This window comes from Streptosporangium sp. NPDC002544, from assembly GCF_040295965.1.
GTDB lineage: Bacteria > Actinomycetota > Actinomycetes > Streptosporangiales > Streptosporangiaceae > Streptosporangium.
Genome location: NZ_JBEOWJ010000009.1, coordinates 253,204 through 267,818, shown reverse-complemented (window position 1 = coordinate 267,818; position 14,615 = coordinate 253,204). Strand labels below are relative to the sequence as shown.

Genomic DNA, 14,615 nt, shown 5'->3' with positions numbered 1-14,615 from the left:
CCTTTCTGTCCGGTCATTGGAAGGAGGCGTCGTCGATGTAGAGCCCGTCGGTTCCGGCGGCCGTCTCGACGTAGAAGGAGGCGTTGGTCAGCAGGTTCCCGCCGCCGCTGCCGCCGCTCGGGGTGAACTGCCACCAGTTGAGGTTGAGCAGGTAGCCACTACCGCCGGTGAAGCGGAGATACAGGTCGCGGGTTCCGGTGGCTCCGCTCACCGGGCAGGTGACGGTGGTCCAGTTCTGCCACCCGCCGGTCCCCGGGACGGCACAGGTACCGACCAGGGTGCCGGTGGCGCTGCCCAGGCGGAGTTCGATGGTGCCGCCGCTCGACCCCGAGGCCACCCGGGCGGTGAAGGACGACGCTCCGGTGCCGAAGCCGACGCCCTTGACCTTGATGTTGTCGCCGTTCTCGATCCAGCCGACGTTCATGCCACCTTCGCTGGACGGCTCGGTCTCGATGCCGGTTGCCCAGGCGACGGTCTCGGCCTCCTGGCGCACGAACGGGTTCAGCGTCCCCACCTGCGGAGGGCCGGCGGTGGTCATATTGATGATCGGGATGGTGCCGTCGGCGTTGTAGGTGAACTTCTCCACGGCCACTGACCTGGTGTAACCGCCTCCGCCGGGGAGGGCGCCGTTGTGGTAGAAGAAGTACGAGCTCCCGGCGAAGTCGATGATCCCGGGGTGGTTGGTGAAGCTCGACCCCTGCTTCGGCATGACCGTTCCACGGTAGGTCCACGGCCCGGTGGCACTGGGGGCCGTGGAGTAGCCGATGAACTCCGAGCAGCATTCGGCGGCGAACACGTTGTAGTAGAGGCCGTTGCGTTTGAAGACCCAGGGTCCCTCCTCGTAGAGGGTGGGACGGCTGGCGTTGCCGTTTCGCGTGCCGAACCCCGTCGTGGTGAGCGGAATCTGGGTCGGGCTGCCGGAGTAGGAGATCATGTCGGTGTTCAGCCGGACGTACCACAGGCGGGGGTTTCCCCAGTAGAGGTAGGCCTGGCCGTTGTCGTCGATGAGGACGTTGGGGTCGATCTCACCGTTCTCGACCAGCGGGCGGCCCAGCGCGTCACGGAAGGGCCCGGTGGGGCTGTCACCGACCGCGACACCGATGGCCATTCCGCCGGTCGCCCGGTTCCGCACCGGGACGTACCAGTAGAACTTCCCGTTGCGGTAGGCGACGTGGCCGGCCCAGGCGTTGGCGTCGGCCCAGGCGAAGGTGGCCAGGCTCATCGGTGAGCCGTGGTCGGTCCAGTTGGCCATGTCCGTGGTGGAGTACACCCGCCAGTCACGCATGGTGAAGTACGTCGAGCCGTCCTCGTCGTGGCCGGTGTAGAGGTAGAGGCGGCCGTTGTGGACGAGCGGCGCCGGGTCGGCGGTGTAGATGGTCTGCACGATCGGGTTGTCGGCCCTGGCCAGGGACGGCAACAACGTGGTCAGCAAGAACAGGCTCACGGTCCAGAGAACCAGGTGGCGAGATCTCCTCCTGGCCGCGCGAAGTACGGGTCTCACCTGTCGTCTCCCTCAGGCGGATGTTTGACGGGGGTGCCGGTGACCTCGGACGTGGCGGGTCGGAGTGTTCGCCACGTCCGAGGCGGTTCAGAGGGTGATCAGCAGGGGGAGTTGGTCTGGGTCGACAAGCCCATGCGCCAGGGCAGGCGGCGTGATGGTGCAGATCTCATGGTGATCCTTTCGGGGGTGGACCTCAGGTTGGGGAGCGTGTGCCCGACTCCGCATTCCGTCGCTAGGTGAGCGCTGACGTTTCTGCGTGACCCGGGCGGGCTCGGTCCTGCACCGAGCCCGCCGCTCTGGCTCCCCCCGGTCCTGATCGCGTGCCGTGATTGCGCTCACCCGATGGGGTGTACGCCTTTGCGGTGAACGTCAGGAACGTTCGAGCCGGACCTGTGTCACGCCGTCAGCGCTGTAGTGTCAGCAGGCCCGGCCGGTAGGGCAGGAGGCCGTAGTCGCCGCCGGAGCTGGGGTTGCGTCCCTGGTAGAGCAGCTGCAGATTGCAGGGGTCGACGGTCATGGTCTGATCGGCGTTGGTGCGGATCAGTTCGCCGTGGCTGATGTCGTTGGTCCAGGTGGCGCCGCTGTTGGCCTTGCCTGCGAAGGGGTTGCTCTCGGTCGCGGCCTGCGGTGTCCATGTACCGTTCAGACTGGTGGCCGTGAACGAGCGGAAGTAGCGGCCCTGCGAGCCGATCGCCTCGACGATCATGAGGTAGCGGTTCTGGCCCTGGAGCTTGTAGACCTGAACAGCTTCGAACAGGTTGTTCGTCGTGTCGCTCATGATCACCGTTGATGTCGTGCCGAAGCTGCCCGGGAAGTTCCCGATGGGCATGCCGGCCCGGTAGATCTTGCCGTTGTCGCCGGCGAAGAACAGGTACATGTTCGTGCTGTCACCGATGAGCGTCTGGTCGATGGGTCCTGTTCCGGAGCCGGTGATGCTTCCGGAGAAGAGCACCTGCTGCGATGACCAGCCGTTCGGATTGGTGGGGTCGCTGGAGGTCCGGTAGGAGAAGGCGGTCCCGCCCCACTGGTAGGCGAGTACCCAGATGTTCCTCGGGGCGAAGTAGAAGAGCGTGGGCGCGACAGTGGAGGAAGACATCGTGTTCTGGCTGGCCGAGGCCATGTCGGACCAGTTGGTGAAGAGGCCGAAGTTCATCGAACCCCAATTTGTGCCCGTGTCGTGCGTCGTCGCGTAGACGAGGTGCCTGCCGTTGTAGGGGGCGGTGGTGAAGTCCTTGAGCGAGACCCACCCCGACTTCGGGGTCGCCAGCGGGCCCGTCGATGTCCAGCGGTACGTCGACGGAAGATCGCACATACCGGTCGGGGTCGGCGTCGGGGTCGGGTTGGGCCCGCTGCCGACCTGGACGAGTTGCCACTGCTGGTTGTTGCCGCCCCAGTCGTCGTACTGGACGATGTTGGCGCCGTCGGCGGTGGAGGCGCCCTGTACCTCCAGGGCCTTGTTGCTGTTGCGGTTGATCAGGCGGATGTAGCCGCCGGTGGAGTCGGCCAGGCGCCACTGCTGGTTGGTGCCGTTGAGGTCGGCCCACTGGACGATGGCGCCGCCGTTGGCGGTGGAGAAGTTGTAGACGTCCAGGACCTTGCCGGAGAGCCTCGACTTGAGGCGGTAGTAGCCGCCGCCGGAGTCGACGAACTGCCACTGCTGCTGGTTGCCGTTGTTGCGGGTCCACTGGGTGATGCGGGCGCCGTCGTTGGTGGCCAGGTTGTAGACGTCCAGGGCTTTGCCGCTGTTGCGGTTGACCAGGACGTACCAGGCGTTGGTGTCGACCGTCGCCGCGTTCGCGGATTGGACGGCCACGAAGAGGCTTATCAGCAACGTGGCCGCCGTCACGATGATGGCCAGGGGTCTGATTTTCATGATGTGCTCCGATTTCATCCGACGCGGACGAGTTGCCACTGCTGGTTGTTGCCGCCCCAGTCGTCGTACTGGACGATGTTGGCGCCGTCGGCGGTGGAGGCGCCCTGTACCTCCAGGGCCTTGTTGCTGTGGCGGCTGATGAAGCGGACGTAGCCGCCGGTGGAGTCGGCCAGGCGCCACTGCTGGTTGGTGCCGTTGCCGTCGGCCCACTGGACGATCGAGCCGCCGTTGGCGGTCGACCAGTTGTAGACGTCGAGGACCTTGCCGGAATGGCGGGACTTGACCCGGTACCAGCCGCCGCCGGAGTCGACGAACTGCCACTGCTGCTGGTTGCCGTTGTTGCGGGTCCACTGGGTGATGCGGGCGCCGTCGTTGGTGGCCAGGTTGTAGACGTCCAGGGCTTTGCCGCTGTTGCGGTTGACCAGGACGTACCAGGCGTTGGTGTCGATCGGCCCCGAGGTCGGCGTGGGCGTCGGGTTGGTGCTGCCGCCGTTGAGTGCGTTCAGTACCGAGGTGTAGGCGGCCTTCTTGTTGCCGGCGGCGTCGAAGAGCAGGGGGTTCTCCCCGGTGCGCCAGGAGTCGCTGTCGCGGATGCCCCAGACGGTGATGCCGGTGCAGCGGGCGACCGCGAGGCAGGCGCGGGTGACGGTGGCGTAGTTGCCGGCCTGGTTGGAGCCGGCGATGTCGAGTTCGGTGATCTGGACGTCGACGCCGAGGTCGGCGAAGCGCTGGAGGTTGGCCTGGTAGTCGCCGGGGACGGAGTTGCCGAGATGGGACTGGAAGCCGACGCAGTCGATGGGGACGCCGCGTGATTTGAAGTCGCGGACCATGTTGTGGATCGCGGTGCTCTTGGCGTTGATGCCGTCGGTGTTGTAGTCGTTGTAGCAGAGCTTGGCGCCGGGGTCGGCGGCGCGGGCCGCGCGGAAGGCGGCTTCGATCCAGTCGTTGCCGGTTCGCTGGAGGCTGGAGTCACGCCGGGCGCCGGAGGTGCCGTCGGCGAAGGCCTCGTTGACGACGTCCCAGGAGTGGATCTTGCCGCGGTAGTAGGTGGCGACCTGGGTGACGTGGTTGATGGCGGCGCTGCGCAGTGTCGAGCCGGACAGGCTCTGCGCCCAGCCGGGCATCTGCGAGTGCCAGAGCAGGGCGTGTCCGCGTACCTTCATGCCCCGGCTGATCGCGTGATTCGCGATCCGGTCGCCGTTGGTGTAGTTGAAGGAGCCGCGCGACGGTTCGGTGGCGTCCCATTTCATCTCGTTCTCGGCGGTGACCGAGTTGAACTCGCGGTTCAGGATGTTCACGTAGGTGGAGTCGCCGAGCTTGCCGGCGGCGACGGCCGCGCCGAAGTAGCGACCGCCTCTCTCCGCCGCCGACGCGCCCAGTGTGGAGGCGGCGCTCGCCGGAGCGGAGATCGCCACCGACATGCCGATGGCGACCACGCAGGCGCTCAGCAGGGACAGGAGTTTCCACAGCCGGGTGTGCCCGGAAGACCGGGCCGATCGGTTTGGGGGGTGCATCATGGGGTGCCTTTCCGTTTCACGGTGTGGTGAGGTCGAAGCGGCGTACGGTCACCGCGCCGCCGAGGGACTGGGTGGCGTAGTTGAAGATCCCGAAGCGGTAGCCCATGAAGAACTGCCAGGCGTTGTTCAAGGTGAAGGCCGGTCCGAACGAGGTGAAGTTGGTTCCGTCGGTGCTGTAGGAGAACCGCGCCTGGCGGCCCGAGCCGGGCTGGATGTCGGCATTGACGCGCAGCCAGATCCGGCCGCCGGAGATGTTGGCACTCGCGGCCTCGGTGCCGGTTCCGGTGGTCTGCCAACTGCTGTTCATGGTCAGGCCGTTGGTCATCACGACGCGGGTCGTCCCGCTGTCGCGCTTGAGGCCGATCCAGGCCGACTGGTCGCGGAGCATGGCCAGCCCGGCGCGATCGCCGTTGGCCATCTGCGAGTGGTCGAGCTCGATCGTCGCCGTCGACGACGGGCCCTGGATGCGGTGGGTCAGGGTGTTGCGGGCGTTGTACAGGTCGCCTGTGACGGTCGCGGTCTGCAGCCGCAGCCCGTTGCCCGCCGACCACTTGGTGTTGTCGGGGTTGTGGTTCCACTCCCACCGGTGGCCGAGTGTGCTCGACGCGAACGTGTCCGAGCCGATCATCGACCGCACGGTCTTCGAGGTCTGGATGTTCGGCCGCGGGTACGTGTTGCTCCAGCCGCCGTTGACCGTCTGGACGGTCGGCCAGCCGTCGCCGGTCCAGGTGATCGGCGCCAGCGCCGGTACCCGGCCGCCGGGATAGGCGTCGACGAACGACATGTAGTACCAGGCGCCGTTCTGGGTCTGCACGAGGCCGCCCTGGTGGGGCACGCCGCCGCCGGAGATCGGGCCCGGCATGTTCAGCAGGACCTGGCGCATCTCGTACGGGCCGAACGGGCTGGTGGAGCGCAGGACGTACTGGCCGTTCGCGGGCCGGGTCAGCCAGATGTAGTAGTAGCCGTTCCGCTTGTAGAAGCGGGCGCCCTCCAGGGTGCCGACGCTGGAGGGGGTCTGGAACACCTGCTGGGCGCGCACCTGGCTGAGCCCGTCGGCCGAGAGCTGGGCGACGCTGATCGTGCCGTTGCCGTAGGCGACGTACATCGTGTCGTTGTCGTCGACGAGCAGGCCGGCGTCGTAGTAGCAGTTGTTGATCTGGGAGCGCTTGGTCCAGGTGCCGTCCACCGCCGAGGCGGTGTAGACGTAGGTGCGGTTGAACTCGACGCAGCCCATCCAGTAGTACGTGCTGTTGCTCGGCCGGTAGTTGAGGGTCGATGCCCAGATGCCCTTCACGTACGCCCGGCCGCCGTTGAGGTCGTAGGCGTTCGAGTTGAAGTCGAGCCGGGGGACCGAGTGGCCGGCGTACTCCCAGTCGACCAGGTCGTAGGAGCGCAGGATCGGCGCGCCCGGAGAGTAGTGCATCGTCGAGGCCGAGTAGTAGTAGGCGTCGCCGACCCGGATGATGTCGCCGTCGGCGAAGTCCTGCCACACGACCGGATTGGTGTAGTTGCCCCCCGTGGTCGGCGTTGGCGTGGGGGTCGGGTTCGGTTCGCTGCCGACCTGGACGAGTTGCCACTGCTGGTTGTTGCCGCCCCAGTCGTCGTACTGGACGATGTTGGCGCCGTCGGCGGTGGAGGCGCCTTGTACCTCCAGGGCCTTGTTGCTGTTGCGGTTGATCAGGCGGATGTAGCCGCCGGTGGAGTCGGCCGGCCGCCACTGCTGGTTGGTGCCGTTGAGGTCGGCCCACTGGACGATGGCGCCGCCGTTGGCGGTGGAGAAGTTGTAGACGTCCAGGACCTTGCCGGAGAGCCTCGACTTGAGGCGGTAGTAGCCGCCGCCGGAGTCGACGAACTGCCACTGCTGCTGGTTGCCGTTGTTGCGGGTCCACTGGGTGATGCGGGCGCCGTCGTTGGTGGCCAGGTTGTAGACGTCCAGGGCCTTGCCGCTGTTGCGGTTGACCAGGACGTACCAGGCGTTGGTGTCGACCGTCGCCGCGTTCGCGACGGGCGTGGCGAGCGTGAGCAGGGTGCCGACGAGTATGGCCGAGGTGATGGCGGCAAGCAGTATGCGCAGATGATTTCGCCTGGTAAAAGGCATACATCCCTCTTTGGAGATTTTTGTTAGCGTTAACATTTCGATCATGACGTCACCCTGACCAGTCGTCGGTACAGCGGAGGGCGAGCGAAAAGTCCGCCTTGGACACGCGTTCGAGATGAGGGGGGCATCCAACGCTCCTTGGCCACGTCTGAGAGGTAGCGGCCACTAAAACCTGTTATCGCTAACATTCGAGACTCCAGATCTCCATGGCCTGCTCCCGTGGACGTGTTGTCGCGGAGTACATCCGACTGTCCGATCCAGGTCAACGAGTCACAGCCCTCGCTGATCTGGGCATTGCCACTGACATGTTTCCCGGCCTGGGCATTCGTCCGGTGGGAGATCATGTCGCGCTGCCCGCGCATGTGAAAGTTTCACAGAAGTTACCAGTTGGCAACCGTAGAATTCTGGCCGAATCCGGCTAACTTCCTCGACGGACCCTGATGGATGACTCGGGACGCCCGAGCCGACCGATGGAAATTTTCCGGCTGACTTCCGATACCTGCCGGATCAACGATCGTTCCAAGCGTCTGGCGAAGCGGGCTGGAAAGGGGGAGGAACAGCGGAAACGGCCATAACGAGAGACCGAAAACCGCCCGGATACACTCCCGATATGACCTCGACCGAGGAATCCCCCCACGCCGACTCGGCCCCCTCCGAACCACTGACCCTCTCTCAGCTCGCCGAGCTGGCCGGAGTCTCCATGGCCACCGTCTCAAAGGTCGTCAACGGCCGCTCGGAGGTCGGCACGGAGACCCGCGCCCTGGTCGAGGGCCTCATCCGAGAGCACGGTTACCGCAGACAACGCCGCCGCATCAAACCGGCGGGCCTCATCGAGGTCGTCTTTCACGAGCTGGCGGGCGACTATCCGATAGAGATCGTCAAGGGTGTCCAGCAGGTCGCCCGGCGGCATGGCCTGAGCGTGGTGATCTCCGAGCTCGGCGGTCGGCATACTCCGGGGCATCGGTGGATCGAGGACGTGCTCAGCCGCCGCCCCACCGGTGTCATCACGGTGTTTTCGGGTCCCACGGATGACCAGCGCGTGCGGCTGGCCACTCGCGAGGTTCCCTTGGTCGTGCTGGATCCCGCCGGGGATCCTGGCCGCGGCGTACCTTCGGTGGGGGCCACCAACTGGAGCGGTGGCCTGGAGGCCACCCGTCACCTTCTCGAACTCGGTCACCGCCGAATCGCGATGATCACGGGACCTGAGTACGCGCTTTCCGGCCGGGCACGCCTGGACGGTTACCGTGCCGCCCTTGATGCCGCCGGCGTGCCGGTCGACCCCGACCTGATCTGCCAGGGGGCGTTTCAGATCGAGGACGGCCTGGCCCACACCCGCCGACTGATGAAGTTGCCTGAGCCACCTACTGCGATCTTCGCGTCCAACGACGGCCAGGCCATCGGCGTCTACCATGCTGCCCACGAGCTGCGGCTACGCATCCCGGACGACCTCAGTGTGATCGGCTTCGACGACATGCCCCCCTGTCGCTGGGCCATCCCGCCGCTCACCACGATCCGCCAGCCCCTGATCGAGATGGGCGCCACGGCCGCCACCATGCTGATCAGCCTGGCTGAGGGGGAGTCGCTTCAGCAGAGGCGAGTGGAGCTGGGCACCGAGCTCGTGATCCGCGAGAGCACGGCTGCCTTTCAGGGGAAGCCGAAAATGCCTGTGGATCTTACGTAAGTTTCTGTGGCATGAACGATTGACGAGGCCGTAACGTAACCCGGCGTTGCCGGCAGAGTTGTCAACGCAAACGCCCATCTCTCGCTGATCGTTGCTGTTCGCCGGTGCCTGAGGAACCGGCGACCCGGCTCGGCGCCCGAGCATGAAAGGCCGGTGTCGCGGCGGTCGTTGCCCCACACCAACACGAGCGACGCGCCGCCGAGCCGGGCGGCCTCGTCAGGGGGAAACGGCTGTGGGGAACATCGGTACAGCCGTTGGCGCTGAGAACGATCATGGTCCGGCTGTAGCCGGAAGGGCGTTGACACGGTTCTCGTATTCGCGGCGGGCCTTGCGCTGTGCCGGGATCGCCGGGGTGCCCTGGGTGCCGCGCACGAGGCGGAACATCTCGGAGATATGCACGATGTCGCCGGGCCGCGCGTACGCCGGCAGCTCGCCGCGTCGCGGGTCTGGCGGGAGCCGGTGCTGCCGGAGCTGGGTCTGCCGATCCGCGAAGCCGATGCAGGAGCTCCGGCTGAGCCCGACCGCACGGTGCCAGCTCCGGTAAATACGTTGCGGGGGCCGAAACGGGCGGGGCATGCTGGGTCGATCGAGTGGCGGAGAGCGCTGCCTGGACTAAGGAGGGCTGACGGATGGCCATCACTGCGCTGCGGCATGTCCGCATCAGTCCCACCTCTTTGTTCAGGAGCACACCCGTTGTCTTCCGAGTACGAACTCTCTGATACCTACTCCGACCTCGACTCCCGCCGATCCGAATTCACCGGTGACGAGTCCCAACCAGATCCGGCCGCAGCCTTCGTCTTCAAGTTCCATTCGGTCGACGAGGAGCTGGGCCCGGATCAGCGGTGGTCCACCTGGCTGGAGGTCGAGCGCGGTTCTCGCGGCCCGGAACCACGCCCTTCGTGGGTTGTGACGGAACAGGCTGCGATCGACACCGAGCTTGGCGTCCTCAAAACCGGCAAGGAAGCCGACGTCTTCCTGCTCGAACGGGCCGTCGAAGCCATCGGCGACAACCCGGCGAAGTCCTCGCTGCTGGCCGCGAAACGGTACCGCACCGAGGAGCACCGGTCCTTCCACCGCAGTACGTCGTACGTCGAAGGCCGCCGTACCCGCAACAGCCGCGACAGCCGGGCGATGGCGAAGAAGACCTCGCACGGCCGCAGTGTCGCGGCCGGTCAGTGGGCATACGCCGAATGGGACGCCCTCAACCTGTTGTGGAAGGCCGGCGTCCCGGTGCCGTATCCCGTGCAGGTGGACGGCACCGAGCTGCTGATGGAGTTCATCGACGACGGCGAGGGCGGTGCCGCGCCCCGGCTCGCCCAGGTCCGGCCGTCGAAGGAACTGCTCGGTGTGTACTTCGAGCAGCTCCGCAACGGCATGCGTGAACTGGCCCGCACGGGGCTCGCGCACGGCGACCTTTCGCCGTACAACGTCCTCGCGCAGGCCGAGCGGATCGTGATGATCGACCTGCCCCAGGTCGTCGACATCGTCGGCAACCCGAAGGGCATGGACTTCCTGATGCGCGACTGCCACAACATGGCCACGTGGTTCACGAACCGCGGGCTCGAGATCGACGAACAGGAGCTGTTCGCCGACCTGCTCACGATGGTGTTCTGATCGCCTTCTGCACGACAACACACTCGGACACCGACAGGTCTATCCGGAACCTACAGCGGTGCGGCGAAGTCGGTGACGACCAGTGGCTGACCGAGACCGTGGGCGAGGGGCTGGTGGCACAGTTCAGCCTGTACCTGGACCGCGGCGCCTGGATCACCCTGCTCCCGGCGAACTGATCAGTGCCCTGAAGGCCGCCGACTCTCATTCCTCCTCGTCCTCGTCGAGGCCACCCGCACTTGGGTCGCGCAGCGGGCGCAGGGCGTCGGCAGCCGGGTTGGAGGCGGTGAAGCTGTAGCGGCCGAGCACGTTGAGCCGTGAGGCACTCAGCCCGTACCTTGCGGCGACCGACTCGACCACCAGCGCCCAGGCCGGGCCGGGGTTGGCGGCCGGCAGGTCGGGCTCCACCCTTCGGTTCGAAGGCCGGCAACGCGCCGATCAGGTCGGCGTCGTCGGAGGCCAGGATCTGGAGCACCTCATCAGGGAAGGTTCGGATGAGATCCGTGCGCGAACTGCACGGTGATGGACAAACCCCCTTGGGGGCGTGCGCTGGCGGTGAGGGTGGCGTGGTGAGCCTGCGTGACGGCATTGACGATGGCAAGGCCGATGCCGTAGCCGTCGTGGCGGCCGTGACGATCAGGCGCCAGTTTCTGGAAGGCTTTAAAGAGCCGCTGGATCTGGTTGTCGGGGATGACCGGCCCGCTGTTGGTGACGGTAAGGGCCGTCTGCGTGCCGGAGCTCTGTGTGGTGACCTTTACCTGCCCGTCTTCGTGATTGTGGCGGATGGCGTTGTCGATGAGGTTGGCGACGAGGCTTTCGATCAGTCTCGGGTCCCCGGCCGTCACTGCGGGCGTCAGGTGTTCGGTTAGGTCGATGCGTCTCTCCATTGCCTGGTCGCGGCGGGAGGCGATCACTCCTTCGACGACGTGGGCGAGGTCGAGGGTGTCCCAGTGGGTGACGCCGCGCTCGCTGGTGGCCAGAGCGAGCAGTGCTCGGACGAGCCGCTCCTGGTGTTCGCCAAGAGCGAGGGCGTCCTGGCAGGCCGAACGCAGGGTGTCGGTGTCGGCATCGGGGTCGGCGAGAGCGACTTCAAGAAGGGTGCGCAGGCCGGCGAGAGGGGTGCGCAGCTCGTGGGAGGCGTTGGCGACGAAGTGGCGTTGGGCGTCGAAGGAGGCTTGCAGGCGGGCGAACAGGTCGTCGAGGGTGTGGCCGAGTTCGGTCAGCTCGTCCGTGGGCTCGCCGAGGTCAAGGCGCTGGTGGAGGTTTCCGGCGGAGATGATTTTGGCGGTGGCGGTGATGGCGCGCAGCGGGTGCAGGAACCGGCCGGCGACGTACCAGCCGAGAGCCAGGGCGATGGGAATCAGAAGGACCAGGGCGACGGCGGATCCCGTGAGGAGTTGGGGCAGGCTGATCCCGGGCCCGGTTTCGGTGATCGCACTCGATGAGGGGTGGTCTTTGGGGGTGGCCGCGTGGACGCTGGCAAGCGGGACGGCGACGAATACGACCACGAAGACCCCGGCGGCGTAGATGCCCGCCGCGTAGGCGAGCGCGAGCCGCGTCTGCAGGGACCTGCCGGCGAGCGTCTGGGAGGTCATGACGGTCCGATGCGGTAGCCGCCCTCGCGGATGGTCTCGATCACGGGCGGGTCACCGAGCTTGGCTCGTAACCGGTGCATGGTGTGCTTGACGGCGCTGCTGAAGGGGTCGGCGGCCTCGTCCCAGACGCGTTCGAGCAGTTCCTCGGCGGAGATGACCAGGCCGGGTACGGCGAGCAGGCATTCGAGCAGGGCGAACTCCCTGGGGCTCAGGTCAAGACGCCGACCGGCCCGGAACGCGATACGGCGGGCCGGATCAAGGGTGATGTCCCCGCATGCCAGGGTGGGCGGTAGCGGCGGGGTGGCGCGGCGGGCCAGGGCACGGACGCGGGCGACCAGTTCGGCGAACGCGAACGGCTTGGGCAGGTAGTCGTCGGCGCCGAGGCTGAGCCCGTCGACGCGGTCCTCGATCGTGCCGGAGGCGGTGAGCATCAGTACGCGGGTCTGACAGCGGCCGTGGGCGAGTCGCCGGCAGATCTCGTCCCCGTGGACGCCGGGCAGGTCGCGGTCGAGGATCACCACGTCGTAGCGGGTGGCGGCCAGGCGGTCGAGGGCGGCGGTTCCGTCCAGGACGACGTCGACGGCCATGCCCTCGCGGCGCAGCCCGGTTCCGATGGAGCGGGCGAGGACCTCGAAGTCCTCGACGACGAGGACCCTCACCACCACTCACCGCCGGTCGTCGTGCGGGCGGGGCGGCCGAACCGGCCGCCGGGTCGAGGTGCCATGGGTCAACGATGTCAGATCCCAGGTTCCAGCCGGGTCGCAGCGGCTGCGACCCGGCTGGAACCGGGTGCCGCGTACAACCGTCGGCATGAGTTCATTCACGCCTTACCGATCCAGCCGGCGGGCCGGGCAGGACCGTTTCCCTCAGTTGCTGCGCGCGGAGTGGACCAAGTTCCGCTCCGGGTGGGGCTGGGTGCTCACCATGGCGGCCTCCGTGCTGGTCACCGTGTCGCTCGGCCTGCTGATCGCCGGGGGCGCCCGCAGCACCTGCGTGACCTGGAAGGGCGAGGGCCCCTGCCCCGCGCCTTTGGTGGGACCCGATGGCACGGCGGTGAAGGACAAGTACTACTTCGTGCACCAGCCGCTCAAGGGGAACGGCAGCATCACCGCCCGCGTGTTGGACATGACCGGGCAGATGCGGCTGCCGGACGTCGTACCCGGGGTGCGCAACGTCAAGGAGGGGGTGGTGCCCTGGGCGAAGGCCGGGCTCCTGGTCAGGCAGAGCCTCACGCAGGGCACGCCGTACGCCGCCGTCATGATCACCGGCAGCCACGGCGTGAGGATGCAGCACAACTTCACCCACGACGTGGCCGGCGGTCCTGTGCGGGGGCCACGGTGGCTGCGGCTGACCAGGTCGGGCGACACTCTCACCGGCTACGAGTCAGGCGACGGAAAGACGTGGACCGAGGTCGGCACGGTCAAGCTGACCGGGCTGCCGGAGACGGTCGAGATCGGGCTGTTCGCCACCTCGCCAGGCGCCCTGTGGGAGATGGCGAAAGCCTTCGCCCAGGCCACCGCCACCTTCGACCAGATCAAGCTGCAGGGCGCGAACGGTTCGTGGCGGCGTGACGACGTCGGCGTCTCCCTGGGGCCCGACGGCAAGACCCTGCATCACCCGGGCGGGGTCGTCGAGTCCGGTGACAAGCTCCTTGTGACCGGGGGCGGTGACATCGGGCCCGCCACGGTGGAGGGCGGTCTGCGCGCTGACCTCATGCTGATCGGCGGGGCCGTGGGGCTGATCCTGGTGCTCGTGGTGGCGGTCTCGTTCTTCACGGCGGAACATCGGCGGGGGCTGATCGGGACCGGCCTGCCGGCCGAGCCGCATCCAGCGTGGCTGCTGGCGGCCAAGGCCATGGTGGTCGGCGCGGTCGGGTTCGTGACGGGGCTGGTGACCTCGGGGATCGTGGTCCCTGTCGGCCTGGCGATGTTGCGTGCCAATCAGAACCCGATTCAGCCGATCACCCTGGGTACCGGGCTGCGGGTGATCGTCGGCTACGCGGCGCTGACCGCGGCCGCCGCCGTGCTGGCTCTGGGCCTGGCCGCGCTGGTCAAGCGGGGCATCGTCGCCGTCGGGCTGGCCATCGCGCTGGTCGTCGTGCCCTACCTGCTGGCGACCGCGGGTCTGGTGCCGTGGCTGCTGATGATCACCCCTGCCGCCGGGTTCGCGATCACGCAGAGCGTCCCCACGTTCGCGCACGTGGACGTGGACCAGTCACTGCTCGGGGGCTATTACCCGCTCCCGCCATCGGGAGGTTTGGCCGTGACCTGCGGATATGCCGCCCTCGCCCTCGGGGTGGCGATAGCCGTACACCGCAGGAAAGCGCCACGTTAGGTTCCGCTCCCGCAAAGGTGCAGAACCCGCTCGGCGCGTTCGGCGGTAGCAGCCCGGGATACGGCTCAGACAATGCCGGAAACATGCCCGAACCTCGAGGTCCGCCGAACCACCTTCAAGGGCTACCAAGGCGCCGGCGGTACGATCCGGACACCGTTCAAGCGGCATCGCCACTGGCCCTGGCTGTCCCGCGGGCAGCGTGACGTCAACCGCGCTCACGCCCGCATCCGCGCCATCGGCGAACGCGCCGTTGCGACCTTGAAGAGCTGTAAGGTGCTGACCAAGCAGCGCTGCTGCCCGCGTCGAGCGACCGCACTCGTGCAGGCCATCCTCGTCCTGCAGCTCATCGAAGAGGGCCGCTACTCAGGATGAAATGGGCTCCTTGGGTCCCGGTTATTCTCTTAA

Annotated in this window: 10 protein-coding genes and 1 pseudogene; 4 read left to right on the top strand and 7 right to left on the bottom strand. The window is 67.1% G+C overall.

Going from position 1 to position 14,615, the window contains the following annotated elements; genetic code table 11:
• Positions 1 to 13: 13 nt before the first annotated feature.
• From ABT061_RS16510 to ABT061_RS16495, 4 genes are all read right to left on the bottom strand, one after another.
• Positions 14 to 1,501, bottom strand: a complete 1,488-nt coding sequence (locus ABT061_RS16510; protein WP_350917668.1) for a glycoside hydrolase family 43 protein — start codon at positions 1,499 to 1,501, stop codon at positions 14 to 16.
• 403 nt (positions 1,502 to 1,904) lie between these two features.
• The gene (locus tag ABT061_RS16505) at positions 1,905 to 3,374 is read right to left on the bottom strand and encodes a non-reducing end alpha-L-arabinofuranosidase family hydrolase (RefSeq protein WP_350917665.1); all 1,470 of its coding nucleotides are present in this window, start codon (positions 3,372 to 3,374) and stop codon (positions 1,905 to 1,907) included.
• Between the two features lie 14 nt (positions 3,375 to 3,388).
• Positions 3,389 to 4,891, bottom strand: a complete 1,503-nt coding sequence (locus ABT061_RS16500; protein WP_350917662.1) for a glycoside hydrolase family 10 protein — start codon at positions 4,889 to 4,891, stop codon at positions 3,389 to 3,391.
• 16 nt (positions 4,892 to 4,907) lie between these two features.
• The gene (locus ABT061_RS16495; protein WP_350917660.1) at positions 4,908 to 6,989 is read right to left on the bottom strand and encodes a family 43 glycosylhydrolase; all 2,082 of its coding nucleotides are present in this window, start codon (positions 6,987 to 6,989) and stop codon (positions 4,908 to 4,910) included.
• Positions 6,990 to 7,599: 610 nt separating this feature from the next.
• Here ABT061_RS16495 and ABT061_RS16490 point away from each other — a divergent pair.
• Both ABT061_RS16490 and ABT061_RS16485 read left to right on the top strand, forming a co-directional pair.
• Entirely contained in the window at positions 7,600 to 8,670 is a 1,071-nt protein-coding gene (locus tag ABT061_RS16490; protein WP_350917658.1) for a LacI family DNA-binding transcriptional regulator, read from the top strand.
• A gap of 393 nt (positions 8,671 to 9,063) precedes the next feature.
• A complete protein-coding gene (locus tag ABT061_RS16485) occupies positions 9,064 to 10,284 on the top strand; it encodes a serine protein kinase RIO (RefSeq protein WP_350917655.1) in 1,221 nt (406 codons plus the stop codon).
• A gap of 201 nt (positions 10,285 to 10,485) precedes the next feature.
• Here ABT061_RS16485 and ABT061_RS16480 read toward each other — a convergent pair whose 3' ends face one another.
• The 3 genes from ABT061_RS16480 to ABT061_RS16470 form a co-directional block, all read right to left on the bottom strand.
• Entirely contained in the window at positions 10,486 to 10,689 is a 204-nt protein-coding gene (locus tag ABT061_RS16480; protein WP_350917652.1) for a hypothetical protein, read from the bottom strand.
• A gap of 71 nt (positions 10,690 to 10,760) precedes the next feature.
• Positions 10,761 to 11,876: a sensor histidine kinase gene (locus tag ABT061_RS16475; RefSeq protein WP_350917649.1), complete on the bottom strand. Its 1,116-nt coding sequence runs from the start codon at positions 11,874 to 11,876 to the stop codon at positions 10,761 to 10,763.
• Positions 11,873 to 12,535 carry a response regulator transcription factor gene (locus ABT061_RS16470; protein ID WP_350917646.1) on the bottom strand — a complete coding sequence of 221 codons (663 nt, stop codon included), beginning with the start codon at positions 12,533 to 12,535 and terminating at the stop codon, positions 11,873 to 11,875. The genes ABT061_RS16475 and ABT061_RS16470 overlap by 4 nt, the downstream gene beginning before the upstream one ends.
• A 151-nt stretch (positions 12,536 to 12,686) precedes the next feature.
• Here ABT061_RS16470 and ABT061_RS16465 point away from each other — a divergent pair, with 151 nt between their 5' ends.
• Both ABT061_RS16465 and ABT061_RS16460 read left to right on the top strand, forming a co-directional pair.
• A complete protein-coding gene (locus ABT061_RS16465; RefSeq protein WP_350917643.1) occupies positions 12,687 to 14,210 on the top strand; it encodes a DUF1349 domain-containing protein in 1,524 nt (507 codons plus the stop codon).
• A gap of 117 nt (positions 14,211 to 14,327) precedes the next feature.
• A pseudogene (locus tag ABT061_RS16460) lies at positions 14,328 to 14,582 on the top strand (transposase family protein); the annotation flags it as partial.
• Positions 14,583 to 14,615 lie beyond the last annotated feature (33 nt).